The following is a 24,564-nucleotide window of genomic DNA, read 5'->3' as shown; positions in this document are numbered from 1 at the left end:
GACCCGCCCCTACTGCTGGGTCGCGAGCACCGAGGCCGTCAGCCCGGTCGCCTGCCACCCCGCACCGCCGCGCTGCAGCACCTGCCCCTCGGCCGAGAGCACGCGCACTCCTCCGCTGCCGCCGTTGCCACCCACGATCCGCACGCCCGAGACCGGGGCGCCGAGGTCGGTGGAGCGCCCGCCGATCTGCACCGCACGCACCTGCACGCCGCCGCCGCCGCGCTGGGTCATGACGGCCACGCTCGTGCCGTCGATCCACGCCGCATCCACGACGCCGCCGGCCGAGGTCGGCATGGGCAGCTCGACCGCGGCCCCGAGCCGCACGGGCACGCCGTCGCCGTCGCGCTGCACCGCCTCGACGAGCACCATGGGCCCGGTCGGCGTCGACAGCGACAGCAGCACCCGCGCTCCGTCGCGGGCGACCTCGAGGTCGACGAGGATCGCACCGGCGGGCATCGGCGTCGACAGGGCCACCGGATGCTGAACCCCGTTCACGTCGATCGCGAGGATCGCCCCGGGATCGGACGAAGGCGCCGACCAGATGAAGCCGAGCGGGTCGATCCCGGGCGCGACGAGCCCGCGGCGCCCGTCGACGATGCCCGGCGTCGCCGAGGCGACCGCGCGCGCGACGCCGCCGGAGGTCAGCACGGCCGCCGAGGTCTGGTCGCGATCGAGCGCGACGGCCACCGGGGCGAGCGCGGCCACGCGGTCGCTGAGCGCCCCGAGCTCACGCACGCCGGTCGAGGTGAGGTAGCCGAAGGCGCCGTCGCGCACGCCGAGCGGGCTGCTGTCGACCTGCGGGTCGGAGTCGACGCCCGTGGCAGGCCCGCCGGGGACATCCACGACGATGTCGCCCACGGTCATCTCGGCCTGCGTCACGTTGTCGAGGCTGCGCAGGCTGGCGAGCAGCTGCAGCAGCATCCGCCGCTTCTGCACGGTCGACTCGCCCAGCACCTCGTCGCTGACGTCGACGCGGGCGGTGCCGTCGTCGCCGACGATCACCCGCGATCCGCCCAGCTGGGTGCCGCTGGGGAACGCGCTGATGACGGCGCCCGAGCCGAGCCAGCTGGCCGGCCCCTGCAGCAGGGTGCGCACGATGCGCTCGGAGGTGGTCGGCAGCGTCGGGAACCAGCGCAGGTCGGGCACCAGGAAGTCGCCGCTCGGGTCGAAGAAGTAGAGCGGGTAGGCCTCGAAGATCGTGGCGAAGTTGCCGGGCGAGAGCACCGTGCCGTCGGGCGCCTCCGCGATGCGCCACTCGCCCTTCTCCTTCACGAAGCGGAAGCCGAGCGCATCGGTGACCGAGGTGGCGAGCGGCTGGTACTGGCCCGTCGCATCCACTCGCGCGGTGACCGTGGTCTCGAGCGTGAGCCGGTCGTCGCCGGCGCGCGTGATCGTGTCGTCGCTGCCGTCGGAGATCGTGACCGAGGCGTTCGGGTTCCACGACGACGAGAAGTCGGTCGTGAGGAAGCTGCGGGCGACGCCGTAGCGGTCGTCGGGGCCGAGGCCGGCGCGCAGGAAGCCGCGCAGGATCTCCTCCTGCGTGTCGCCCTTCTGCGGCCCGCGCGGCAGGAACGCGAAGCCGCCGTCGTCGCCGCTGTCGGCGGTGCGGTCGTGGGCCGTGACCCCGCCGGAGGTCGGGATGCTGACGCAGCCGGCGAGCAGCGCCAGCGCCGCGAGCGCGGCGGCGAGCGCGGTCGCGAGGCGCGAGCGCGGTGCGATCCGGGATGTCGCGCTCACGATCCCCCCTCCCCGTCGGAGGTCAGCGCCTCGATGTCGAGCCCGTCCTCGGGCGGCAGGTCGAGCGGCGACTCCCCCGGCACCTCGCCGCGGCGCCGCGGCAGCGTCAGGCGGAAGCAGCTGCCCGCGCCGTCCTGCGACCACACCTCGACGCGGCCGGCGTGCAGCACGGCGTCCTCCTGCGCGATCGCGAGGCCGAGTCCGGTGCCGCCGGTGCGGCGCTGCCGGGACGGGTCGGCGCGCCAGAAGCGGTCGAACACGCGCTCGACCTGCTCGGGCGTCATGCCGATGCCGTAGTCGCGCACGGCCAGCGCCACCGCATCCGCGTCGCTGTCGACGTGCACGACGATCGGCAGCCCCTCGCCGTGGTCGATCGCGTTGCCGAGCAGGTTCTGCAGGATGCGGCGGATGCGGCGCGCATCCACGTCGGCCTCGAAGTAGCCGCCCGGGGCGACGAGCCGCAGCTCCGAGCCGCGTTCGGCGGCGAGCGGGCGAACGGCCTCGATCGCGTCCTCGACGAGGCGCACCAGGTTCGTCGGCTCGGTCTCGAGCTGCACGGCGCCGGCGTCGTAGCGGCTCATCTCGAGCAGGTCGCCGAGCAGCAGCTCGAAGCGCTCGGTCTGCGTGTGCAGCAGCTCGGCGGCGCGCGCCGTGGCGGCCGGGAAGTCGTCGCGCTGGTCGTAGAGCACGTCGCCGGCGAGGCGGATCGTGGTGAGCGGGGTGCGCAGCTCGTGCGAGACGTCGGAGACGAAGCGCTGCTGCACGCGCGACAGGTCGGCGAGCTGGCGGATCTGCCGCTGCATGCTGTCGGCCATGCCGTTGAACGAGCGGGCGAGCGTGGCCAGCACGTCTTCGCCGCGAACCGGGATGCGCTGGTCGAGCTCGCCCGCGGCGAGCCGCTGGCTCGTGGCCGCCGCGACGCGCACGGGGCGCACGACGAGCCGCACGACCGCGTACGACACCGCCGCGATGAGGAACACGAGCGCGATGCCGCCGACCGCGATCGTCTGCTGCACGAAGTCGAGCGTGTTCTGCACGTCGCGCAGGTTGTAGACGATGAAGAGCTCGTAGCGACCGCCGCCGGGCACGTCGAGCACGCTGCCGGTGATGAGCCCGGGATCGCGCCGGTTGTCGTCGCCGGGGATCTCGACCGGCTGCGAGTAGACGCGGCCCGCCGCATCCGCGTCGACGGACTTGCGCAGCGCGTCGCTCACCATGGTCGACTCGTCGAAGCCGCGGCTCACCAGGTTCTGCATGACGACCGGGCCGTCCTGGCCGGTCACGCGCAGCATCGCCACGAGGGTGCCGCCGGGGCTCGTGGTGCTGCGGGCGATCGCCTCGCGCGCGCTCGACTGGGCCTGGTCGAAGTCCTGCGAGTCGCTGAGCTCGGCCGCGTTGCTGAACTCGCTCTGCGCGTTCTCGGTCGCGCGCTCCGACTCGGCGACGACCTGGTCACGCCGCGAGTCGAACAGGTTGCTGCGCACGCTCGTCGAGATGAACCCGCCGATCACGGCGACGGCGATGCCCGACAGCGCGACCGTCGCGAGCAGGGTGCGCAGCTGCAGCGAGCTGCGCCAGAGGTGCAGCGCCCGATCCAGCCACAGCCGGAGCGAGAGCCGGTTCACGAGGGAACCGCCGAGCTCAGACCGCGCCGCCGGCGCGGTAGCCCACGCCGCGCACGGTCGTCACGATGCGGGGGTTGTCGGGGTCGTGCTCGACCTTGGCGCGCAGGCGCTGCACGTGCACGTTCACGAGGCGCGTGTCGGCCTTGTAGTGGTAGCCCCAGACCTGCTCGAGCAGCATCTCGCGGGTGAAGACCTGCTGCGGTTTCGCGGCCAGCGCCAGCAGCAGCTGGAACTCGAGCGGCGTCAGGTTGATCCGGTCGTCGCCGCGCCGCACCTCGTGCCCGGCCACGTCGATAAGCAGGTCGCCGACCGTGATGGTCTCCGACGCCTCCGGCTGCGAGGGACGCAGCCGGGTGCGCACGCGCGCCACGAGCTCCTTCGGGTTGAAGGGCTTGACCACGTAGTCGTCGGCGCCGCTCTCGAGCCCGCGCACCACATCCGCGGTGTCGGTCTTCGCCGTCAGCATGATGATGGGCACGCCGCTCTCGGCTCGGATCTCGGAGCAGACCTGGATGCCGTCCTTGCCGGGCAGCATCACATCCAGCAGCACCAGGTCGGGTCGCACCGCGCGGAACTCGTCGAGTGCGGCGGCGCCGTCGGCGCAGAACGCCGGGTCGAAGCCCTCGGCGCGCAGCACGATGCCGATCATCTCCGCGAGGGCGGTGTCGTCGTCGACCACCAGGATTCGCGCGTTCATGCACCTCGCCGCTTCGGGTTCCGGGGCGGATCGCTCACAGCACCGCCGTTTTCGGTTCCAGGTTAGTCGAGTGTGGAAACATGGCTGAGGATCACCCCGGTTCGGGGTCCGCGACGTTCGGGAGGGGCCCGGTGAGCGACGACCAGCGCTGGCAGCCGCAGGGGGACGTTCCTCCGTCGGAGTCCGTTCCGCCGGTGCCACAGCAGCCCGCCGCGCCGGCCGCGCCGCAGCAGCCCTGGGGCGGGCAGCCTGTCTCGCCGGCCGCGCCGCAGCAGCCCTGGGGCGGGCAGCCCGTCCACGCGCCCGCGCCGCAGCAGCCCTGGGGTGGCGCCCCTGCGCACCCCGTCGCCCCGACCCAGCCCTGGGGCGGCGCGCCCGGCCCGCAGCCGGGCATGCCGGGCGGTGACTGGCGCCCGCCGCCGCGCCCCGGCCTGCTGCCGCTGCGCCCGCTGACGCTCGGCGACATCCTCGGCGCGACCTTCCAGGTCATGCGCCGCAACCCGCTGCCGACCTTCGGCCTCGCGCTGCTGCTCAACGCCGCGCTCGGCATCATCACGGTCGGCCTGGTCGGCGGGATGCTGTTCCTCACCTACGACCGGTCGATGAGCGCCGACGCGGCCGACCAGGACGCGATCTGGGCGGGCGGCGTCGCCGGCACGGTCGTCGCGTTCCTGGTGAGCCTCGCGCTGCAGCTGGTCGTGACCGCGATCGTGCAGGGCCTGGTCGCGCTCGAGGTGGCCCGCGGCACGCTCGGCGAGCGCCTGCGCCTGGCCGGGCTCTGGCGCCGGCTCAAGCCGCGCCTCGGCGCGCTGATCGGCTGGGCGGGCATCATCACGGGCGTCAACCTGCTCGTGATCGGCGTGGTCGGCGGCGGGCTGTTCGCGCTTGGAACGCTGGGCGGCAGCGCGATCGGCATCGCGATCGGGCTGGGCGTCCTCTTCTTTCTCGCCTACATCGTCGCGGCGATCTGGATCGGCACGAAGCTGATCTTCGTGCCGTCGGCGATCACGCTCGAGCGCCGCAGCATCCGGGGCGCCGTCGCGCGGTCGTGGACGCTCATCCGCGGCTCGTTCTGGAAGACCTTCGGCATCTACCTGCTGGTCAACGTCATCTACTCGACGGCCTCGCAGATCATCACGACGCCGATCAGCTTCATCGGCGGGATCATCGGCGGCGCGACCGGCGCCGACAGCGACCCGAACGACCCCACCGGCATGTTCGTGACGCTCGGCATCATCTACGCCGCGACGCTCGTCGTCTCGCTCGTGGTCTCGGCGATCGGCACGGTCATGCTCTCGGCGACCACCTCGATCCTGTTCATCGACCTCCGGATGCGGCGGGAGGGCCTCGACCTCGAGCTGATCCGCTTCGTCGAGGGCCGGGCCGGCGGCGCGACCGATCTGCGCGACCCCTACGAGGCGCCCGCTCCCGGGATGCCGGGGGCGCCCGGCGCCGGTGGGCCCGGCACGGCCGGCTGGTCCGGTGACCAGCCCGCCGGTGCCGCCGCGCCCGGTGCGTCGACGCCTTATCCCCCGAGCTCCGGGTCGCCGTGGGCCTGATCTCCGCGGCGCTGCCGGCGCTCGCGCGCGTCGCCGAGCCGCCCGTCGACCCCGACGCGCCCGAGGCGCGCGAGTGGATCCTGCGCGAGCTGGCGAAGAGCGAGTACCAGGCGGCGAAGCCGACGCTGTTCGACCAGATCGCCGACCGGTTCTGGAAGTGGATCCAGTCACTGCAGGTCCCCGTCGCCGACGGCGCGCCGCCGCTCGGCCTGCTCCTGCTGCTCGGCGTGGTCGTGGTGGTCGTCGTGATCGCCCTGCTCGTCTGGGGCGTTCCGCGCGCGAACCGCCGCAGTCGCCGCGGCGCCGACGGCGAGCTGTTCGGCGCGAAGGACGAGCGGGATGCGGCCGCCCTGCGCCGCGCCGCCGACCAGGCCGCGCGGGCCGGCGACTGGCCGCTCGCGATCGCCGAGCGGTTCCGCGCGATCGCCCGCGCCCTGACCGAGCGCACGGCCGTCACGCTGACCCCGGGCACGACGGCCGCCGACGCCGCCCGCCGCGCGGGAGCCGTGTTCCCCGCGCAGGCCGACGGACTCGCCCGCGGAGCCGCCGCCTTCGACGACGTGCGCTACCTCGGCGGCGGGGGTAGCCGCGAGGCCTACGACGAGCTCGTCGCGCTCGACCGCGAGCTCGCCGGCGCCCGCCCCCGTCTCGACGCCGCCGAGCCCGTGTCGACGGTGCCGCGGTGAGCGCGCTGCAGCAGCTCGGCGACGCCGAGCAGCAGGTGCTGACGCCGACCGTGCGGGCGCGCCTGCGCCGCGCATCCACCTGGATCGGCCTGGTCACGGTCGTGCTCGTGCTGCTGCTCGCCGGCGTGCTGCTCGCCCGCGGCGGCTCGGGCGCCGACCCCTTCTCTCCCGACGACGCGAGCCCCGTCGGCAGCCGCGCCCTCGCGCAGGTGCTCGGGCAGCACGGCGTCGACGTGCGCTCCGCGGAGTCGCTGACCGAGGCGCGCGACGCCGCCGCCGACCCGGCCGACACGACCCTGCTCGTCTACGACACCGGCATCCTGGACGCCGACCAGATCGCCGACCTGCCCTCGATCGCCGACCGCATCGTGCTGGTCGAGCCCGGCTTCCGGCTGCTCAACGGCCTCACCCCTGGCGTGGATGCGCGCGGCGAGGTCTCGGGCGCCCGCGCCGCCGACTGCACCGTGCCCGCCGTCGAGAAGGCGCAGCGGGTCGAGACCACGGGCCGCGCCTACGCGGCCGACTCCGCTGACGACTCCGCTGATGTCACTGCGCGCTGCCTCGGCAGCGAATCGCGCGGGTACAGCCTCGTGCAGCTCGAGCGCGACGGCGTCGAGATCACGGTGCTCGGCGCCTCGAAGGCCCTGCAGAACGACGGCATCGACGTGGCCGGCAACGCGGCGCTCACGATCAACCTGCTCGGCGAGACCGACCGCCTCGTCTGGTACCGGTCGGGCATCGCCGACCTGCCCGCCTCGGCGACCGAGGGCACGCTGACGCCGAGCTTCTACGTGCCGCTCGTGCTGCTGCTGTTCGGCGTCGCGCTCGCCGCGATCCTGTGGCGCGGCCGGCGCCTCGGCCCGCTCGTGGTCGAGAACCTGCCCGTCACGGTGCGCGCGAGCGAGACGATGGAGGGGCGCGCCCGGCTCTACGCGCGCTCGTCGGCGCGCCTGCGGGCGCTCGACGCCCTGCGCATCGGCACGGTCGAGCGGCTCGCCCGCGCGGTGGGGCTGCCCAGCGCATCCACTGTGACCGAGGTCGTGCTCGCGGTCGCCGACCTCGTCGGCCGTCCGCCCGCCGAGATCGGCGCGCTGCTCGTCGACGCCGAGCCGCGCGACGACGCCGAGCTCGTGCGCCTCTCCGACCGCCTGCTCGACCTCGAGCGCGAGGTCGCCGCGAGGCTGCCGCACTGACCGCCCGGCGCCCGCCGCGCGCGGACGCCGCCGACACCGACCTGACCGACACCGACCACGCAGAGGATGCCCCGATGACCGACCCGCAGTATCCGCACGGCGACCAGCCCGCGGGGCAGCCGCCGCAGCCCTCGGCGCCGTTCGAGCCGCAGGTGCCGCAGCAGCCGTCCCCGCAGTTCGCGTCGGAGCCGCAGCCCGCGCCGTTCGAACCGCAGGCGCCGCAGACCTCGCAGCCATCCGAGGCGCAGGCCCAGCCGGTCGAGCCGCAGCAGCCCGCCCCGACCGCTCCCCCGGCCCCGGCCCCGGCATCCCCGCCCGGCAGCGAGCTGCGGGATGCCGTCGCCGCCGTGCGCGCCGAGGTCGCCAAGTCGGTCGTCGGCCAGGACGGCGCCGTCTCGGGCCTGCTGATCGCTCTGCTGGCCGGCGGTCACGTGCTGCTCGAGGGCGTGCCCGGCGTGGCGAAGACGCTGCTCGTGCGCACCCTCAGCCACGCGCTCAGCCTCGACACGAAGCGCGTGCAGTTCACGCCCGACCTGATGCCCGGCGACATCACCGGCTCGATCGTCTACGACGCCAAGAGCGGCGACTTCGAGTTCCGCGAAGGGCCGGTGTTCACCAACATCCTGCTCGCCGACGAGATCAACCGCACGCCCCCGAAGACGCAGTCGGCGCTGCTCGAGGCGATGGAGGAGCGCCAGGTCTCGGCCGACGGCATCACCCGCCGGCTGCCGTCGCCGTTCCTGGTCGCGGCGACGCAGAACCCGGTCGAGTACGAGGGCACCTACACGCTGCCCGAGGCGCAGCTCGACCGCTTCCTGCTGAAGCTCGTGCTCGACCTGCCCGAGCGCGACGCCGAGGTCGAGGTGCTCAGCCGCCACGCCCGCGGCTTCAACCCGCGCGACCTGGATGCGGCCGGCGTGCGCCCGGTTCTGGATGCGCAGCAGCTCGCCGCGGCCCAGGCCGAGGTGCAGCGCGTGCCGGTGTCGCCCGATGTGCTCGGCTACGCCGTCGATCTGGCCCGCGCGACCCGCACGAGCCCCTCGGTCAAGCTCGGCGTGAGCCCCCGAGGGACGACGGCGCTGCTCGCGGCCTCCCGTGCCTGGGCGTGGATGACCGGCGCGAGCGGCGTCACGCCCGACCACGTGCAGGCGATGGCGATCCCGGTGCTGCGGCACCGCATCCAGCTGCGTCCCGAGGCCGAGCTGGAGGGCGTCGGGGCCGATACGGTGCTGCGGTCGATCCTGCAGCAGGTGCGGGTTCCGATCTGACCCATGGCCGTCTCCGGTTGGTTCGTCGCGCTCGTCGCGCTCGGTGCCGTGCCCGTCATCGCGGGCGGCGGCTGGCTCGCCCTCGCCGTGTGGCTGGGCGTCTGCGTCGTGCTCGCGGTGCTCGATCTCGTGCTCGCGGGCTCTCCGCGCGCGCTGCGCCTCGAGCGCGATCTGCCCGGGCGGATGCGGCTGGGCGAGTCGGTCGCGGCGACCCTGCTCGTGACCAACACGGGCCGCCGCACGGTGCGCGGGGTGCTGCGCGACGCGTGGACGCCCTCGGCCGGAGCGTCGCCGACCCGCCGCCGCCTGGCGGTGCCGCGCGGCGAGCGTCGCGCCGTGACGATCACGCTCACGCCGTTCCGCCGCGGCGAGCGCCGGGCCGCGCACGTGACCGTGCGCTCCTTCGGACCCCTGCGTCTGACCGCGCGTCAGGCGACACTGGCCGCGCCCGGCGCGGTGCGCGTGCTGCCGCCGTTCCACTCGCGCAAGCACCTGCCCTCGCGCCTGGCCCGCCTGCGCGAGCTCGACGGCCGCACGAGCGTGATGATCCGCGGCCAGGGCACCGAGTTCGACAGCCTGCGCGAGTACGTGCGCGGCGACGACGTGCGCTCGATCGACTGGCGCGCGACCGCCCGCCGCCGCGACCCGCTCGTGCCGAGCGCGCTCAAGCTCGTCGTGCGCACCTGGCGCCCCGAGCGCGACCGCCGTGTCGTGCTGATCGTCGACTCGGGCCGCACGGCCGCCGCGCGCATCGCCGACGAGCCGCGCATCGACACCGCCTTCGAGTCGGGCCTGCTGCTGGCGGCGCTCGCCTCGCGCGCCGGCGACCGCGTCGACCTCGCCATCTGGGATCGCCGGATGCGCGGCCGCGTGCAGGGGCAGACCGGCGCCGAGCTGCTGGCCCGCATGGTCGACACCATGGCCCCGGTCGAGCCCGAGCTGATCGAGGCCGACTGGACGGGTGTTCCGGGCGTCGTGCGCTCGATCACCTCGCAGCGGGCGCTCGTGGTGCTGCTGACCTCGGTCGACGCGCCCGGTGCATCCACGGGTCTGCTGTCGGTGCTGCCGCAGCTGACCCAGAAGCACCTCGTCGTCGTCGCCTCGGTCACCGACCCCGAGGTGCTCGACGCGACCCGGCAGCGCGGCGACCGGCACGAGGTCTACCGCGCCGCCGCCGCCGAGCGGGCGCTGCTCGACGCGAACCGGGTTGCCGCGGCGATCCGCCGGCTCGGCGCCGAGGTCGTGACGGCCGCGCCCGCCGACCTGCCTCCGGCCCTCGCCGACCGCTACCTCGCGCTCAAGGCCGCCGGTCGGCTGTAGGGCCGACGCGGCGCAGCGCGGTAATCAGCCCGCGACGAGCTGCTCCTCGCCGGCCTCGAACCGCTCGAGGTCGCCGGTCTGCCCCGACCGCCAGGCGCGGCGGCCGACGATCCACTGGTAGGCGAGCCACGCCAGCAGGGCGACCGTGCCGATGCCGATCTTGATCGGCCACGGCCAGTCCTGCCGGGTCACGGCGCCCTCGATGATGCCCGAGGTGAGCAGCATGAGCGTCGTGCCGATCACGAGCGTGAACAGGGCCCGACCGTCTTCGCGCAGCGCCTGCGCGCGCGTGCGTCGCCCCGGTGCGACCCACGACCAGAAGATCATGATGCCGGTCGCTCCGGCGAGGAAGATCGAGTAGAGCTCCAGCTGTCCGTGCGGGGAGATGTAGAGGAAGAAGTCGTCGAGCCGGCCCTCGTGCGCCATCATCGCCCCCGCGACGCCGACGCTCTGCGAGTTCTGGAACAGCGCGTACGGCGCCCAGACGCCGATGATGCCGAAGGCGATGCACTGGGCGGCGATGAAGGCGTTGTTCGTCCAGACCTGCCCGGCGAACGCCGCCTCCGAGCTCTCGGAGTAGTAGGCGACGAACTGGTCGGGGTAGGCCTCGAGGTTCGTCTGCCCCACCACCGCGACCAGGTTGCGGGGATCGGACGCCAGCCAGACGCCGTAGGCCACGGCGACGATCACGCAGGCGAGCGTGACGGCGAGCGTCAGCCAGCGCACGCGGTAGAGCGCGGCGGGCAGCGACAGCACGAAGAACCGGGCCAGCTGCCGCAGCGGGTTCGCCGGCGTGCCGGTGAACTTGAGGCGCGCGCGCGACATCGCGAGCGACAGCCGGTCGGCGGGGATGCTGCGCCCCATCGTCGAGGTCATGGTCGACAGCTGCGTCGCGCCCGACTGATAGAGGTCGATCAGCTCATCGGATTCGCGCCCGTCGAGGCGGCGCATCCCGCCCAGCTGGCGCAGACGCTCCCACTTCGCGCCGTGCGCTTGTGAGTAGGCGTCGAGATCCATGTGGTTCGATACTACGCATGGCACGCGCGCCGAAGACGGGATCCGCCGAGGCCGCACGCCCGGGGCGGAACCGGCACGATCGGCACGTCGAGCCCGACTCGGTCGACTACGACGACAGCCAGGACGAGCTGATCGTCGGCGAGGCGGTCGCCCTCGATCTGCGCCCCGCCTCCTTCGCGATCCGGGCCGCCGGATGCGCGATCGACGCCGTCGTCTACGCCGGCACCTACCTGCTGGTGATCATCGCGCTGACGGCGAGCGGGGCTCTGAACGAGCTCGGCGCCGCCGAGGCCGGCATCCTCTCGATCACTCTGCTCGTGCTCTGCCTCATCGTCGCGCCGATCGTGGTCGAGGTCGCGAGCCGCGGCAAGTCGGTCGGGCGCCTCGCGCTCGGCACGCGCATCGTGCGCGACGACGGCGGGGCCATCGGATTCCGTCACGCCTTCATCCGCAGCCTCGCCGGACTGGTCGACTTCTGGTTCACGAGCTTCGGCATGGCCGCCCTGACGGGCCTGCTCAACCGCCGCAGCAAGCGCCTCGGCGACCTCATCGCCGGCACCTACAGCCAGTACGAGCGGGTGTCGAAGGCCGCGACGCCCGTGTTCGGCGTGCCGTACGCGCTGAGCAGCTGGGCGACGACCGCGGATGTGGCCCGCATCCCCTCGCCCGTCGCCCGGCGCATGTCGCAGTTCCTCGCGCAGGCGCCGCGCATGACGCCCGACCGCCGCGTGATCATGGCGCGCTCGCTCGCCGACGAGGCCGCCGTCTGGGTGTCGCCGATCCCCTACGGCGTGGATGCGGAGCTCTTCCTCGCCGCCGTGACGGTGCTGCGCCGTGAGCGCGAGGCGACCGCCCTCGAGCTGGAGCGCGCCGGTCTCGAGCGCCTGCGGCCGTCGCTGCGCGGCCTGCCGCACGGCTTCCCCGACCGCGGCTGAGCGGGACGGGCGTCGCCCGCGCCCATCACGCTGAGACGGCAGCCTCCGCCGGGGCGGCGGCCGCGCATCCGGTGCTCAGTAGCGGTAGTGCCTCAGTAGCGGTAGTGGTCCGGCTTGTAGGGGCCCTCGACCGCGACGCCGATGTAGGCGGCCTGCTCGGGGCTGAGCGTGGTCAGCTCGACGCCGAGCGCGTCGAGGTGCAGGCGCGCGACCTTCTCGTCGAGGTGCTTCGGCAGCACGTGCACGTCGGTCGCGTAGCCCTCCCGATGCGCGTAGAGCTCGATCTGCGCGAGCACCTGGTTCGCGAAGGAGTTGCTCATCACGAACGAGGGGTGCCCGGTCGCGTTGCCGAGGTTCATCAGGCGGCCCTCGCTGAGCACCAGGATGCTGCGGCCGGTCGGCAGGCGCCACTCGTGCACCTGCGGCTTGATCTCGATGCGCTCGGCGCCCGGCAGCGACTCGAGGCCGGCCATGTCGATCTCGTTGTCGAAGTGGCCCACGTTGCCCACGACGGCGAGGTGCTTGAGCGCCTGCAGGTGCTCGACGGTCACGACGTCTTTGTTGCCGGTTCCGGTGATCAGGATGTCGACATCCCCGATCACGCTCTCGAGCTTCGCCACCTGGTAGCCGTCCATGGCCGCCTGCAGCGCGTTGATCGGGTCGACCTCGCTGACGATGACGCGGGCGCCCTGGCCGCGCAGGGCCTCCGCGGCGCCCTTGCCGACGTCCCCGTAGCCGGCGACGAAGGCGACCTTGCCGCCCATCAGCACGTCGGTGGCGCGGTTGATTCCGTCGGGCAGCGAGTGGCGGATGCCGTACTTGTTGTCGAACTTCGACTTCGTGACCGAGTCGTTCACGTTGATCGCGGGGAACAGCAGTTCGCCCGCGCGCGACAGCTCGTAGAGGCGGTGCACGCCCGTGGTCGTCTCCTCGGTGACGCCCTGGATGTCGGCGGCGGTGCGCTGCCAGCGGTCGGGGCTCGCGTCGAGCGAGCGGCGCAGCACGCCGAGGATGACGCGCCACTCCTCCGCATCGCCGGGCTGCGCATCCGGAACCGCGCCCGCCAGCTCGAACTCGCGGCCCTTGTGCACGAGCAGGGTGGCGTCGCCGCCGTCGTCGAGGATCATGTTCGGGCCTCGCCAGTCGGCGCCGGCCTCGGCGGCCTCGGCGCTCCAGTCGAAGATGCGCTCGGTGCAGGCCCAGTACTCCTCGAGCGTCTCGCCCTTCCACGCGAACACGGGCACGCCGGCGGGGGCGTCGACGGTTCCGGCGGGGCCGACGGCGACGGCCGCGGCCGCCTCGTCCTGCGTGGAGAAGATGTTGCAGCTGGCCCAGCGCACCTGCGCGCCCAGGGAGACGAGAGTCTCGATCAGCACCGCGGTCTGCACGGTCATGTGCAGGCTGCCGGCGATACGGGCGCCCTTCAGCGGCTGCGTCGGTCCGAACTCCTCGCGCAGGGCCATCAGGCCGGGCATCTCGTTCTCGGCGAGGCGGAGCTGGTGGCGACCGGCCTCGGCGAGGCTCAGGTCGCGCACGACGAAGCGGGCGGCGGTGTCGACGACGGGCATGCGTCGATTCTCTCAGACCCGGTGGATGCCGGGACTCGCGGTCAGGACTCGCGGATCAGGGCGAGCACGCGGTCGCGCAGGCGCTCGAGCGCGGGGCGCGTGCGCGCCTCGGCGTTGAGGCGCAGGTAGGGCTCGGTGTTCGACGGACGCACCGTGAACCACCACCAGTCCTGGCCGTCCTGACCCGACACCGTCAGGCCGTCGAGCTCGTCGAACTCGGCCTCGTGCGCGAACGACTCGACGATGCGCGCGTAGGCCGCGGGCACGTCGTCGACGACCGAATTGATCTCGCCGCTCTGCGTGTAGGGGTCGAAGCGCGCCGCGAACTCCGACAGGGGGCGATCCTGTCCGCCGAACTCGGCCAGCACGTGCATCGCCGCGAGCATGCCGTTGTCGGCGCCCCAGAAGTCGCGGAAGTAGTAGTGCGCGCTGTGCTCGCCGCCGAACAGGGCGCCGGTCTCGCGCATCCGGTCCTTGATGAGCGAGTGGCCGACGCGGGTGCGGATCGGCGTCGCCCCGGCCTCCTCGATCGTCTCCGGCACGGCCCGCGAGACGAGCAGGTTGTGGATGATCGCGATGTCGGCGTCGGGCTCGTCGCGACGGATGCGGGCGATCTCGCGCAGCGCCACGATCGCGGTGACCGAGGAGGGGGTGACCGGCTCGCCGCGCTCGTCGACGACGAAGCAGCGGTCGGCATCCCCGTCGAAGGCGAGGCCGAGGTCGGCGCCGTGCTCGCGCACCGCCGCCTGCAGGTCGACGAGGTTGGCCGGGTCGAGCGGGTTGGCCTCGTGGTTCGGGAAGGTGCCGTCGAGCTCGAAGTAGAGCGGCACGATCTCGAGCGGCAGCTCGGGCAGACCGGCGGCTGTGCCGAGCACGGCGGGCACCGTGAGCCCGCCCATCCCGTTGCCGGCGTCGACGACGACCTTGAGCGGCCGGATGCCGGCCAGGTCGACGAGCGAGCGCAGGTAGGCGGCGTAGTCGGGCAGCACCGTGCGGTCGGTGCCGGAGCCCGGCGCATCCACGCTCTCGAGCCCCTCGTCGAGGTAGGTCTGAGCGCGGTCGCGCACGGCGCCGAGGCCCGTGTCGATCGAGATCGCCTGCGCCCCCGCGCGGCTCAGCTTGATGCCGTTGTAGGTCGCCGGGTTGTGCGAGGCGGTGAACATCGCGGCCGGCAGCTCGAGCGCGCCCGAGGCGTAGTAGCTCTCGTCGGTCGAGCAGAGTCCGATGCTCACGGTGTCGGCGCCCCGAGCCTGGGCCCCGCGCGCGAAGGCAGCGGCGAAGCCGGGTGAGCTGTCGCGCATGTCGTGGCCGATCAGCACGGTCGCACCCGCGTCGGGCCCGAGCTCGTCGACGAAGGCGGCGCCGATCGCGGTCACGACCTCCTCGGTCAGCTGCGAGCCGACGAGACCCCGCACGTCGTAGCTCTTGACGAAATCGGCCAGGCGGATGGGGTGGGTCACCATCCCATCGTAGGGATGCGCCCCTGCGAGGCGGTTCGGCTCAGAGCTCGCCGGCGGCGACGTGGCGGATGACGCTCCAGCCCTGCGGCACCGACAGTCTCTCGGCGTGCTTGGCGCAGAGGTCGTAGCTGTGCGGCTCGGTGCGGAAGCTCAGCGGGCCGAGGACGGCCATCGAGTCGGCGTAGACGTAGGTGAGCGTCGCGACCGCCTGCTCGGTGCAGGCGACCTTGCTGCAGGTGCGCTCGCTCATCGGCATCAGACTACGACCTGCCGCCGACGTCGGCTGGCACCCGTCCGGGGTCGCCGGCGGACCGCATGCCGCGCCCGTGCCGTGAGCCTCACCGCCGACGCCCGCCCGACCACTCGCCCGACCGCCCGCGACCTAGACTGACGCCATGCCCCGCCCCGCTCGACGTGCCCACGTGCGCCGCGGCGCCGGGGAGCGGCACGGGCGCGGCATGCGCTCCCCCGTCACCGGTCCCGACCTGCCGCTGCTGACCAGCCGCATCACCTTCTTCGAGTCGTGCGCGGCCGAGGCGGTCGAGTACGTGCGCGGGCTGTGGCCCGAGGAGCTGGCCGGCGTCTCGTTCGAGATCGCCGCGGTGCCGGGCGGCGATCCGGCCGCGCACGGCGTCGACCGCTGGCGCGTCGACCGCAAGGCGCGCCGCGTCGTGCTCTACCGTCTGCCCATCCAGCGCCTGTCGCACCTGCACCGCGAAGACGACTGGCACCGCCGCTCGTTCATCGAGAGCTGCGTGTTCCGCGCGACGGCCGAGCTGCTCGGCCGCGACCCCTGGGACATCGCGCCCGAGCGCTACCGCCACTTCTGAGCCGTCCCGGATCCGCGGCCGCGGAACGCACGCCGACGGGATGCGGGCGTCAGCGACGGATGGTGATCGGCCCCGAGATCGGCGCCGGCGAGGCGACGGTGTAGCCCGCGAGCACGCCCGCGGCCCGGAAGGTGACGGCCGCGCTGAGTCCGGCGGCATCTATCAGCCGGTACGACGCGGCGCCGGCGAGCGAGGCCGTCGCGGCGCCTCGCGCGGGCACCGCGATCTCGCGACCGTCGCCGCCGTCGAGCGGCTCGAGCCGGACGGTCACCGCCTCGTCGCCCGGGTTCACGAGGTGGAGTGTCGGAGCGTCGCCGGTCGCGGTCGTGAACGCCGCCCGCGCACCGAGCGCGGGAGCCGCGACCGACCAGGCGACATCGGTGACCGGCGCGGCGTTCGCGCTCGCCGCCGCGGTGAAGACCGAGGTGCGCATCGCTCCGACGATCGGCTGATCCGAGTCGAGCGTCACCGTGTAGGCACCGGCCGGCTGCTCCTCGATGGGCACGTCGACCGTGCTGCCCGCCGGCACCGGGATGCGCAGGGTCGTCGCCTCGGCGCCCTTCGCCTCCGGCACGACGGCCACATCGACCGTCGCCTCGCTGTCTCCCGGGTTGCCGAGTCGCAGCGCCGAAGCCAGGTCGGCGAAGCCGTCCTCGCCGAGCTGGGCGCCGATCGTGTCGGGACCGGGCATCTGCACGCCGGGGATGACCTGGGTGGTCGCGGGGGCGGTGGTCTCGCCGACGAGGTCGACGCCGCTCGCATCCACGCCCCGGGTGATGCTCTGCTGCAGCTCGGCGACGACCTGGCCGCCGCGACTCGTGACCTCGATCATGGGCGAGGCGAGGTTCTGCGCGAAGCCCGCGAGCGACAGCACGCGCTGGCTGTCGGGCGACACGATGATGCCGGTCATGCCCGGTGCCGACACGGCCCCGTTCTCGCCCCAGATGCGCAGCGACACGGTCGCCTCGACCTCGGTCGGGTTCGTGAGGGTGATCAGGGTCGTGCGACCGACGGTCGTCGAACCGCCGACGAGCCACGCGCTCGAGCCCGCCTCGCGGCAGCTCGCGGCGGCGAAGCCCGAGAGCCCGCCGCTGCCCGCGCGCTGCGACTGCGCCCCGGCGAGCAGCGCGTCGCCGCCGGGCGAGGCCGTCAGCACCCGCGCGGCGGAGGGCGCCTGCGACAGCCCGGCGGATTCGGGATCGCCGTCGGTGGCCGCGCTGCGCACCACCGCGCCGCCGACCGCCGTCGCGGTGCCGGCATCCTGACCGGTGTCGTCGCCGAGGCGCAGCAGGGCGCCGGGGCAGACCTGCTCGAGCTCGGCGCGCTGCGGCGTGACCTCGACCGCGGGGGCGGGCTCGCCGACGCCGGGGAGCGGGACCAGTCCGACCGCCGCGACGACGCCGGCGGCGATGACGACGCCGATCGCCCCGGTCGTGGCGCGCAGGCCGGCGAGCGCGCGGCGGCGCGCCACGGCGCTGCGGGCGGCCGCGTCGCGCTCCGGGCGCGGTGCGCGGACGGCCTTCACGGGCTCGTCCGTCTCGACGGGCTCGCCCGTGCGCTCCGGGGTCGGGTTCTCAGGCATCCTCGTCCTCCGCGAAGGTGTCGGCGGGGTCCTCGCCCGGCAGACCGGTCTCGGATACGACGCGGCGACGGCGACGCGTCGGGATGGCGAGCAGCATGGTCGCGCCGAGCACGATCAGCTGCGCGGTCGTCAGCACCGGGTCGAGCGGCGCCGCGGGCGCGGCCGGGATCTCGTCGACCTCGGCGGCCGGGAAGCGCCACAGCGAGTCGCCCGAGCGGGTCTGCCCCGCGCCGACCGGCGTGAGCGCCGCGGTGCCGTCGAGGGCCTCGGTGATGCGCGACCGCACCGCGGCCTGCTCGGGGCTCGCGTCGTCATCCGCCCGCGGCACGACGACGTAGACGACGCCGAGCTCGCGCAGCTCGTCGCGCGGATCGAGTCCGCTGCGCGAGCTGAGGTTGCCGGCCAGGTCGGCGAGGCGCCGCTCGTCGGCGCTCAGCGTCGGACGCGTCGAGACCCAGGTCGACTGACGGTCGAGGGTCGCGCCGCCGCCGCGGACGAGCTCGGCCGAGGCGGTGCCGTCGGCGAGCGGAGTGATGAGCAGCGTCGCGATGCGCGGGGTGCTGTCGGCCTGCGCGCCGACCGCCGCGGGCAGCGTCTGCCCGGTTCCGGCCTGCGCGGGAACCTGCCGCAGCGCGAGCCCGATGCCGAGGGGTCCGACCGCGAGCGCGCCGCAGGCGAGCACGATCACGCCGGCCAGCACGCCGAGACGATCGAGCGCCTGCAGGGCGATCGCGCCGGCCGCGACCAGTCCCATCCAGTAGAGGCTGAGGCCCGCCCCGGGCCAGACGGCGACCGGGTCGGCGCCGTCGGCGACGAGCGTGAGGTGCGCGGCCGCGACGGCGGTCAGCAGACCGAGCAGCGCGACGGCGAGGGCGGGGATGGCGCGCTGCGATCCGCGCAGGAAGAGCGCGGCGAGGGCGGTGGCCGCGAGCGGGGCGAGCAGCGCGGCGATCAGAACCTGGCCGTAGACGTGGCCGAGCCCGACGGCCTGCGCGATCGCCTCCCAGCCGTTGGCTCCCTCGCGCGGCTCGAGCAGGCTGAGCCCCCAGCCGCTCGAGGCGGCGTAGCGCAGCACCACCCCGGGGTCGGCCAGCAGCGCGAGCGGCGTGCCCCGCCCGAGCTGGGAGAGCGCGAGCGGCGCGAACACGGCGATCGTGGGCAGCGGGATCGCGATGAGGCGGTGCAGGGCACGGGGATGCGCGACCAGCCAGGCGAACCAGGCGACGAGCAGCGCGGGCAGCAGCGAGGGCGCGGCGGCGGCCGTCACGGCCATGAGCAGCCCGGCCGTGGCGGCGGCGCTCCACGAGCGACGCCCCTCGATGCCCGCGAGCACGAGCCAAGGCAGCACGAGGTGCGCGATCACGGCGCCGATGCGGCCGTCGCCGAGCGCGACCAGCAGCGGCGGCGCGAAGGCCCAGAGCAGGGCCGCGACGGCCGGCGGCCAGGCGCGACGGCTGATGCGGGTCGCGCACCACCAGGCGCCCAGCGCCGCGAGCGGCAGCGCGAGGATCCACAGCGCGACGATCGACACCGACGGCGACCAGAACGTGATCGAGCCGAGCAGCGCGAGCAGCACGGCGAAGGGGTCGGCGGGCCCGGCCGTGCCGAGGCCGATCTCGCGCCAGCCTCCGACGGCGTTGCGCCACAGCTCGGGCAGCGTGTCCGAGAGCGGCAGCAGCGCTCCGCCCTGCACGGCGCTCGCGCCGATCAACCACCAGAACAGGCCGGCGCCGACGGCCGCGGCGACCAGCACCGCCCAGATGCCGCCCCCGCCGAAGAACTCGGCGCGCACGAGCGGCGCCTCGCCGGCGCGTGCCTCCTCGGCGCGCTCGCGCAGGGACGAGCGGCGCTCGCGCAGGGCGCTGCCGCCGAGACGCAGCGGGGCGACCGCGGCCCAGCCGAGCTCGCGATCGCGGTGGATGCGGCGCCGGGCCGCGCCGACGCCGCGCGGCGCGAACGCGGCGGCGAAGGCCGCGGCGAACTCGCCGCCGACCGCTGAGGGGCGCTTGCCGAGCAGGTGCCCGATCGAGCGGAGCAGCGCGAGCGGCACGAGGCTGAGCCAGTGGATGGGCAGGGCCGCGCCCGGCGCGTAGGCGAAGCGGCGGTGCAGCTGGGCCCGGCGGGCGAGCCGGCGGCGGGTCGCCGTGGTGGCCGGGCGGCGGCGGCCGAAGTCCTGGGGCGGATGCACGCGGCTGACACGGGCCCCGGGAACCCGCACGACGCGGTGGCCGGCGAGGCGCGCACGCACCGAGAGATCGAGTCCGGAGTCGGTGGAGGGCAGACCGCGATCGAGACCCTCGAGGCGCTCCCAGACGTGACGGCGCACGAGCATCCCCGTCGCCCCCACGCCGAGCACGTCGTCGTCGCGGTCGAACTGGGCCTGATCGAGCTCGCGGTCGACGAGCGCGACGCTCGTGCCGAGCGAGGTCATGGTCACGCCGTACTCGAGCAGCAGCGCGTGATCGTCGCGATCGACGACCTTCGGGCCGGCGATCGCGACCGAGGGCGCCACCTCGACCGCGCCGAGCAGCGCTGCGAGGGCGCCCGGCTCCGGCGCCGTGTCGGCGGCGAGCAGCCAGATCCAGTCGTCGGCGCTGTCGCTCGGGGGCAGCGCGCGCACCGCAGCCCGGGCCCCGTCGCCGAAGGCGCGCCCCTTCGCGTCGACGCGCACGGCCCCGTCGACGGCGTCGAGCAGCGCGGCCGTGCCGTCGCTCGACTCGACATCGACCAGCGCCGTCGCGTCGACGGGGCGGGTCTGGGCTGCGAGTGCGGCGAGGGTTCGACCGAGGTGCTCCTCGCCGTTGTGGGCGACGAGGATCGCGGTGACTCGGGGCTGCATCGAGTCGAGGCTAGGCGGGGCGCCCAGATCGCCGGGGATGACGCGCGGCGCGCCAGAGAGGTGACCCCCGCTCGGGGTTCAGGCCCCGGGCGGCCGCCAAGACCGGTCGTGTCGTACCCGGATCCGACGCCGCCGTCGGCTCAGCCGGCCCGATCCGCTCGCCGGCTCAGGCGATGCGGCTGCGGCGAAGCTTGCGGCGCTCGCGCTCGGAGAGGCCGCCCCAGATGCCGAAGCGCTCGTCGTTCTCGAGGGCGTACTGCAGGCACTCGGCGCGCACCTCGCATCCGGTGCAGATCTTCTTCGCGTCGCGCGTCGATCCGCCCTTCTCGGGGAAGAACGCCTCGGGGTCGGTCTGCGCGCACAGCGCGTCCGACTGCCAGGAGAGCTGGTTCTCGTCCTCCTCCACGGCGGGCTTGCGCACACCGGGGACGCCGAGACGCACGGGGTCGACGAACCAGTCGTCCGGCACATGCGGGCGGTACTCGTTGATCGCCATCAGGCCTCTCCCCTCATCGCTCTCGGTTCCCAGCTCCGATCGCTGAGGTAATTACACCCGTGTGATTCTCACGAGTCAAGTCGCGGATGATATTTCGTGTCTTCGCCTTAACCGGCCTGCGACGCGCCGCGCCGCGCATCCCACGCCGACGCCACCATGTCGTCGAGCGAGTGCCGCATCTCCCAGTCCAGATCGCGGGCGGCGAGCTCGCCCGCGGCGACGATGCGCGCGGGGTCTCCGGCCCGGCGGGGGCCGATCTCGGGCGTGAAGTCGATGCCGGTCACGCGCGACATCGCCGCCATGATCTCGGCGACCGACACGCCCTCGCCGCTGCCCAGGTTGTAGGCCGGCTCGAGGGTGTCGCCGGCATCCAGCCGCCGCGCGGCGGCCGCGTGCGACACGGCCAGGTCGGCGACGTGGATGTAGTCGCGCACGTTCGTGCCGTCGGGGGTCGCGTAGTCGTCGCCGTTGATGCGCGGCGTGCGCCCCTCGACGAGCGCGTCGAAGACGAGCGGGAAGAGGTTGTGCGGGCTCGTGTCCGACACCGCCGGATCTCCGGATCCGACGACGTTGAAGTAGCGCAGGCTGGTGTGCCGCAGTCCGGTCGCGACGCCCTGGTCGCGCAGCAGCCACTCGCCGATCAGCTTCGACTCGCCGTAGGGCGACTGCGGGCTCTTCGGCGTCTCCTCGACGACGAGGTCGACGTCGGGGGTGCCGTAGACGGCGGCGCTCGACGAGAACACGATGCGGTCGACGCCGCGGTCGGCCATGACGGCCAGCAGCGTGGCGGTTCCGGTCACGTTCTGCTCGTAGGTGTGCAGCGGGCGCTGCACCGAGACGCCGGCGTACTTGTAGCCGGCGACGTGGATGACGCCCGTCACGCCGTGCTCGACGATCGCGCGCTCGAGGGCTCCCCCATCGAGGATGCTGCCCCGCACCGCCGGAACATCGGCCGGCACGAAGGCCTCGTGTCCGCTCGAGTAGTCGTCGAACGAGACGGGCTCGAGGCCCGCGTCGCGCAGGGCGCGCAGCACGTGCGCGCCGATGTATCCGGCGCCGCCGGTCACCAGCCAGGTCATGCGACCCAGGCTAGCGGGGCGCGGCTGGGCGGCCGGCGAGCGGCCGGCGAGCGGCCCGGGCCGGAGGCGGCTCAGACCCGCGGGATGCGCGAGCCGAGGGTCGGGCGGCGACGGTAGCCGTCGCGGGCGATGTCGCGGAAGGCGGCGGCCGTCGCGAGGGCGGCGCCGACTCCGAGGAGGGAGAAGAAGGCGAGAGTGATCATGGCAGGAACGCTACGGATGGACAGATCATGCCAACAGTGGCAGGATCGCCACAGTCCGGCAGATTTCTGCCACACAGCCCTGCCACACAGCCCTGCCACTCGACCCCGCCATCTGGCCCGCACCTCGGAGAGCGCATGATCAAGAAGGTCGCCACCCTCGTCATCCCCGGCACCGCGCCGTTCGAGTTCGGCATCATGTGCGAGGTCTTCGGCATCGACCGCAGCGCCACCGGCGGTCCGAGCTTCGAGCACCACGTCGTCACGGCCGACCCCGGACCCGTCATGACCAGCCAGGGCTTCTCGATGAACATCGCCGACGACCTCAGCGCCTGCGCCGACGCCGACCTCATCACGGTTCCGGCGCACCTGATCCAGAACAACGACGAGCGCTACCTGCAGGTGCTGCGCGACGCCGAGGCGCGCGGCGCCTGGATCATGAGCGTCTGCAGCGGCGCCTTCGTGCTCGCCGAGGCGGGAATCCTCGACGGCCGCCGGTCGACGACGCACTGGATGCACTCCGACCGCCTCGCCGCCGAGTATCCGAACACCGTGGTCGATCCCGACGTGCTCTTCGTCGAGGACCGCCGCGTGATCACGAGCGCCGGCACCGCATCCGGGATCGACGCCGCGCTGCACCTCATCCGCCAGGAGTTCGGCGCCGCCGCCGCCAACGTCATCGCCCGGCGGATGGTCGTGCCGCCGCAGCGCGACGGCGGGCAGGCCCAGTTCATCCAGGTCAGCGTGCCCGAGTGCCGCGACGACTCCCTCGCCGGCCTCGCCGACTGGATGCTCGAGCACCTCGACCAGGAGCTCGCGATCGACGAGCTCGCCCGTCGCGCGCTCATGTCGTCGCGCACTTTCGCCCGCCGCTTCCGCGCCGAGTTCGGCACGACGCCCGCCGCCTGGCTCAACCGGCAGCGCCTCATCCGCGCGCAGGAGCTGCTCGAGCAGAGCGACCTCGGCCTCGAGCCGCTCGCGCAGCGCGCCGGCTTCGGCACGGCCGCCGTCATGCGGCACCACTTCCTGAAAGTGCTCGGCACGACGCCGACCGACTACCGGCGGGCGTTCGGCGCGCGCGAGGCGAGCTGAGCGGGGCCCGACTCACTCGGCCGCGGGCACCGCCGTCGCTCCCCCGCCACCCGCCTGCTCGGGCTGCTCCGCCGGGTTGTCACGGTACTGCCGCGACAAGGTGCGGTACGACCGGGTCAGGAACGCCAGCGCCGCCGCGATCACCATGACGATGCCGGCGACGAGGAACACGAGCGCGATGCCCCGCGCCTCGCCGTCGCCCAGGAGCCAGCCGAGCTGCGCGCGGCCCGCATCCCCCTGCATGTAGGGGATGATCGCGAACTCGGCGATCGGCGCGATCAGGAACGCCGTGATCGGCGCGGCCGCCGACTCGAACGCCGCCGCGAAGCCGAACACGCGGCCCTGCGTGCGGAACGGCACGACCCGCTGGATCACCGTCTGCTCCGAGGCCTCGACGGCCGGGATGAGCGTCATGTACATCCAGATGCCGACCACGTAGATCCACCACGACTCGCGGATCGTGAACAGCGCGCCGAGCACGCCCATGACCATCACCAGGATCAGCAGGGTGCGGATCGGATTGCGGCCGAGTCCGAACTTCGCGACGAGCAGACCGCCGATGATGAAGCCGGTGGAGGTGACCCCCAGCACGACACCCCAGACCTCGACCGGGAACAGCTCGAGGCCGTAGGGGTCCATGAGCGCCATGTAGACGCCGCCGATCAGATTGTTGAAGGTCGAGAAGATCAGCAGCGCGAACAGGCCCGTCACGGCCCGCACCGCGGTCACGCTGCCGCGGATGTCGATGAGCGGCTGCCGGTCGCCCTCGCGCTCCGGCTGCTCCTCGGGCACGGTCAGGAACAGCAGATGGATGAGCGCCAGAGCCGACAGCGCGATCGCGATCACGAGGGTCCAGCCCATCCCGAGCAGACCGATCGCGAGGCCGCTGAACACGCTCGTGACGATGAAGGCGAGCCCCTGCACGGTGCCGACCAGGCCGTTCGCGTTCGGCCGGCGCTCCTCGGGCACGAGCAGCGTGACCGTCGTGCTCAGCGCGATGTTGCGCATGTTCTCGATCACGGCGCCGAACAGGATGATCGCCGAGAACACCCAGAACATCGGGCCGCCGAGGTCGAGCAGCGCCGACTCGGGGAACAGCAGATAGAGGATGCCGGCGATGCCGAAGGAGATGAGCGTCGTCACGCCCGCGAACACCATGACGCGGTGCTTGCGGTGCCGGTCGACGATCGTGCCGAACAGCATCGAGAACAGGGCGACCAGCAGCATGTACGCGCCGCCGATGATGCCGGTGGCGAGCACCGACCGGGTCTCGAGGTACACCCAGAAGGTCAGGGCGAACCAGAGGAAGCTCGTCGTCACGTTCGCGAGGGCCGTGTTCACCAGGATCTGCGCGAAGGTCCTCATGTGGACAGCGTAAACA

At 73.7% G+C, this 24,564-nt stretch carries 21 protein-coding genes; 8 read left to right on the top strand and 13 right to left on the bottom strand.

The genetic code is table 11. The features are described 5' to 3' along the window. Positions 1 to 9: 9 nt before the first annotated feature. From FJ658_RS05240 to mtrA, 3 genes are read right to left on the bottom strand one after another with little or no spacing between them, the layout of a single operon-like run. Positions 10 to 1,737 carry a GerMN domain-containing protein gene (locus FJ658_RS05240; RefSeq protein ID WP_181408331.1) on the bottom strand — a complete coding sequence of 576 codons (1,728 nt, stop codon included), beginning with the start codon at positions 1,735 to 1,737 and terminating at the stop codon, positions 10 to 12. Further along, positions 1,734 to 3,362, bottom strand: coding sequence for an MtrAB system histidine kinase MtrB (gene mtrB / locus FJ658_RS05235; RefSeq protein ID WP_141144312.1), 1,629 nt, complete (start codon positions 3,360 to 3,362; stop codon positions 1,734 to 1,736). Before mtrB ends, FJ658_RS05240 begins: the two co-directional genes overlap by 4 nt. A 16-nt stretch (positions 3,363 to 3,378) precedes the next feature. Further along, positions 3,379 to 4,059, bottom strand: coding sequence for an MtrAB system response regulator MtrA (mtrA, locus tag FJ658_RS05230; RefSeq protein WP_141144311.1), 681 nt, complete (start codon positions 4,057 to 4,059; stop codon positions 3,379 to 3,381). Between the two features lie 194 nt (positions 4,060 to 4,253). Between mtrA and FJ658_RS05225 the strand changes: the two genes are divergently transcribed. From FJ658_RS05225 to FJ658_RS05205, 5 genes are all read left to right on the top strand, one after another. Next, positions 4,254 to 5,618, top strand: a complete 1,365-nt coding sequence (locus tag FJ658_RS05225; RefSeq protein WP_141144310.1) for a glycerophosphoryl diester phosphodiesterase membrane domain-containing protein — start codon at positions 4,254 to 4,256, stop codon at positions 5,616 to 5,618. Beyond that, entirely contained in the window at positions 5,609 to 6,304 is a 696-nt protein-coding gene (locus FJ658_RS05220; protein WP_141144309.1) for a DUF4129 domain-containing protein, read from the top strand. The genes FJ658_RS05225 and FJ658_RS05220 overlap by 10 nt, the downstream gene beginning before the upstream one ends. Then, the gene (locus tag FJ658_RS05215) at positions 6,301 to 7,497 is read left to right on the top strand and encodes a DUF4350 domain-containing protein (RefSeq protein ID WP_141144308.1); all 1,197 of its coding nucleotides are present in this window, start codon (positions 6,301 to 6,303) and stop codon (positions 7,495 to 7,497) included. Before FJ658_RS05220 ends, FJ658_RS05215 begins: the two co-directional genes overlap by 4 nt. Before the next feature lie 74 nt (positions 7,498 to 7,571). Continuing rightward, entirely contained in the window at positions 7,572 to 8,765 is a 1,194-nt protein-coding gene (locus FJ658_RS05210; protein WP_141144307.1) for a MoxR family ATPase, read from the top strand. A gap of 3 nt (positions 8,766 to 8,768) precedes the next feature. Continuing rightward, positions 8,769 to 10,085, top strand: a complete 1,317-nt coding sequence (locus tag FJ658_RS05205) for a DUF58 domain-containing protein (protein ID WP_141144306.1) — start codon at positions 8,769 to 8,771, stop codon at positions 10,083 to 10,085. A 24-nt stretch (positions 10,086 to 10,109) separates the two neighbouring features. Here the strand turns inward: FJ658_RS05205 and FJ658_RS05200 are convergent, their stop codons facing one another. Further along, positions 10,110 to 11,102, bottom strand: a complete 993-nt coding sequence (locus FJ658_RS05200; protein ID WP_141144305.1) for a stage II sporulation protein M — start codon at positions 11,100 to 11,102, stop codon at positions 10,110 to 10,112. 17 nt (positions 11,103 to 11,119) lie between these two features. On the opposite strand from FJ658_RS05200, the gene FJ658_RS05195 reads away from it, so the two are divergent. Continuing rightward, positions 11,120 to 12,037 carry an RDD family protein gene (locus tag FJ658_RS05195; RefSeq protein WP_141144304.1) on the top strand — a complete coding sequence of 306 codons (918 nt, stop codon included), beginning with the start codon at positions 11,120 to 11,122 and terminating at the stop codon, positions 12,035 to 12,037. 92 nt (positions 12,038 to 12,129) lie between these two features. Here FJ658_RS05195 and ahcY read toward each other — a convergent pair whose 3' ends face one another. Genes ahcY through FJ658_RS05180 form a run of 3 tightly spaced genes read right to left on the bottom strand, consistent with a single transcriptional unit; the run spans position 12,130 to position 15,315 of the window. Then, the gene (gene ahcY, locus FJ658_RS05190; protein WP_141144303.1) at positions 12,130 to 13,605 is read right to left on the bottom strand and encodes an adenosylhomocysteinase; all 1,476 of its coding nucleotides are present in this window, start codon (positions 13,603 to 13,605) and stop codon (positions 12,130 to 12,132) included. Between the two features lie 41 nt (positions 13,606 to 13,646). Continuing rightward, positions 13,647 to 15,068, bottom strand: coding sequence for a phosphomannomutase/phosphoglucomutase (locus tag FJ658_RS05185; protein WP_141144302.1), 1,422 nt, complete (start codon positions 15,066 to 15,068; stop codon positions 13,647 to 13,649). A 37-nt stretch (positions 15,069 to 15,105) separates the two neighbouring features. Then, positions 15,106 to 15,315: a DUF3499 family protein gene (locus FJ658_RS05180; protein ID WP_141144301.1), complete on the bottom strand. Its 210-nt coding sequence runs from the start codon at positions 15,313 to 15,315 to the stop codon at positions 15,106 to 15,108. A gap of 145 nt (positions 15,316 to 15,460) precedes the next feature. Between FJ658_RS05180 and FJ658_RS05175 the strand changes: the two genes are divergently transcribed. After that, positions 15,461 to 15,895 carry a metallopeptidase family protein gene (locus FJ658_RS05175; protein ID WP_141144300.1) on the top strand — a complete coding sequence of 145 codons (435 nt, stop codon included), beginning with the start codon at positions 15,461 to 15,463 and terminating at the stop codon, positions 15,893 to 15,895. A gap of 49 nt (positions 15,896 to 15,944) precedes the next feature. Here the strand turns inward: FJ658_RS05175 and FJ658_RS05170 are convergent, their stop codons facing one another. From FJ658_RS05170 to FJ658_RS16790, 5 genes are all read right to left on the bottom strand, one after another. Next, positions 15,945 to 17,477 (bottom strand): DUF5719 family protein, encoded by a 1,533-nt coding sequence (locus FJ658_RS05170; RefSeq protein ID WP_141144299.1) that lies wholly within the window; start codon positions 17,475 to 17,477, stop codon positions 15,945 to 15,947. Continuing rightward, positions 17,470 to 20,316, bottom strand: coding sequence for a glycosyltransferase family 2 protein (locus tag FJ658_RS05165; RefSeq protein WP_141144298.1), 2,847 nt, complete (start codon positions 20,314 to 20,316; stop codon positions 17,470 to 17,472). The genes FJ658_RS05170 and FJ658_RS05165 overlap by 8 nt, the downstream gene beginning before the upstream one ends. A gap of 166 nt (positions 20,317 to 20,482) precedes the next feature. Next, positions 20,483 to 20,812 (bottom strand): WhiB family transcriptional regulator, encoded by a 330-nt coding sequence (locus FJ658_RS05160; RefSeq protein ID WP_141144297.1) that lies wholly within the window; start codon positions 20,810 to 20,812, stop codon positions 20,483 to 20,485. 107 nt (positions 20,813 to 20,919) lie between these two features. Then, entirely contained in the window at positions 20,920 to 21,891 is a 972-nt protein-coding gene (galE, locus tag FJ658_RS05155) for a UDP-glucose 4-epimerase GalE (RefSeq protein WP_141144296.1), read from the bottom strand. 71 nt (positions 21,892 to 21,962) lie between these two features. Next, positions 21,963 to 22,094 carry a hypothetical protein gene (locus FJ658_RS16790; protein ID WP_255447569.1) on the bottom strand — a complete coding sequence of 44 codons (132 nt, stop codon included), beginning with the start codon at positions 22,092 to 22,094 and terminating at the stop codon, positions 21,963 to 21,965. Positions 22,095 to 22,229: 135 nt separating this feature from the next. On the opposite strand from FJ658_RS16790, the gene FJ658_RS05145 reads away from it, so the two are divergent. Continuing rightward, positions 22,230 to 23,183, top strand: a complete 954-nt coding sequence (locus FJ658_RS05145; RefSeq protein WP_141144295.1) for a GlxA family transcriptional regulator — start codon at positions 22,230 to 22,232, stop codon at positions 23,181 to 23,183. A gap of 12 nt (positions 23,184 to 23,195) precedes the next feature. On the opposite strand, the gene FJ658_RS05140 is transcribed toward FJ658_RS05145, so the two are convergent. Continuing rightward, positions 23,196 to 24,548 (bottom strand): MFS transporter, encoded by a 1,353-nt coding sequence (locus FJ658_RS05140; RefSeq protein WP_141144294.1) that lies wholly within the window; start codon positions 24,546 to 24,548, stop codon positions 23,196 to 23,198. Positions 24,549 to 24,564: the final 16 nt, after the last annotated feature.

It is taken from the genome of Schumannella sp. 10F1B-5-1, assembly GCF_006517535.1.
Taxonomy (GTDB): domain Bacteria; phylum Actinomycetota; class Actinomycetes; order Actinomycetales; family Microbacteriaceae; genus Schumannella.
This window is presented reverse-complemented; position numbering and strand designations above follow the sequence as displayed.

Excerpts from the sequence above, each read along its gene's own strand:
- FJ658_RS05175 (WP_141144300.1), top strand. The coding sequence starts at position 15,461 with ATGCCCCGCCCCGCTCGACGTGCCCACGTGCGCCGCGGCGCCGGGGAG.
- FJ658_RS05170 (WP_141144299.1), bottom strand. The coding sequence starts at position 17,477 with ATGCCTGAGAACCCGACCCCGGAGCGCACGGGCGAGCCCGTCGAGACG.
- FJ658_RS05140 (WP_141144294.1), bottom strand. The coding sequence starts at position 24,548 with ATGAGGACCTTCGCGCAGATCCTGGTGAACACGGCCCTCGCGAACGTG.
- ahcY (WP_141144303.1), bottom strand. The coding sequence starts at position 13,605 with ATGCCCGTCGTCGACACCGCCGCCCGCTTCGTCGTGCGCGACCTGAGC.
- FJ658_RS05195 (WP_141144304.1), top strand. The coding sequence starts at position 11,120 with ATGGCACGCGCGCCGAAGACGGGATCCGCCGAGGCCGCACGCCCGGGG.
- FJ658_RS05160 (WP_141144297.1), bottom strand. The coding sequence starts at position 20,812 with ATGGCGATCAACGAGTACCGCCCGCATGTGCCGGACGACTGGTTCGTC.
- FJ658_RS05205 (WP_141144306.1), top strand. The coding sequence starts at position 8,769 with ATGGCCGTCTCCGGTTGGTTCGTCGCGCTCGTCGCGCTCGGTGCCGTG.
- FJ658_RS16790 (WP_255447569.1), bottom strand. The coding sequence starts at position 22,094 with ATGATCACTCTCGCCTTCTTCTCCCTCCTCGGAGTCGGCGCCGCCCTC.
- FJ658_RS05180 (WP_141144301.1), bottom strand. The coding sequence starts at position 15,315 with ATGAGCGAGCGCACCTGCAGCAAGGTCGCCTGCACCGAGCAGGCGGTC.
- mtrA (WP_141144311.1), bottom strand. The coding sequence starts at position 4,059 with ATGAACGCGCGAATCCTGGTGGTCGACGACGACACCGCCCTCGCGGAG.
- FJ658_RS05200 (WP_141144305.1), bottom strand. The coding sequence starts at position 11,102 with ATGGATCTCGACGCCTACTCACAAGCGCACGGCGCGAAGTGGGAGCGT.
- FJ658_RS05165 (WP_141144298.1), bottom strand. The coding sequence starts at position 20,316 with ATGCAGCCCCGAGTCACCGCGATCCTCGTCGCCCACAACGGCGAGGAG.
- FJ658_RS05185 (WP_141144302.1), bottom strand. The coding sequence starts at position 15,068 with ATGGTGACCCACCCCATCCGCCTGGCCGATTTCGTCAAGAGCTACGAC.
- FJ658_RS05210 (WP_141144307.1), top strand. The coding sequence starts at position 7,572 with ATGACCGACCCGCAGTATCCGCACGGCGACCAGCCCGCGGGGCAGCCG.
- FJ658_RS05145 (WP_141144295.1), top strand. The coding sequence starts at position 22,230 with ATGATCAAGAAGGTCGCCACCCTCGTCATCCCCGGCACCGCGCCGTTC.
- galE (WP_141144296.1), bottom strand. The coding sequence starts at position 21,891 with ATGACCTGGCTGGTGACCGGCGGCGCCGGATACATCGGCGCGCACGTG.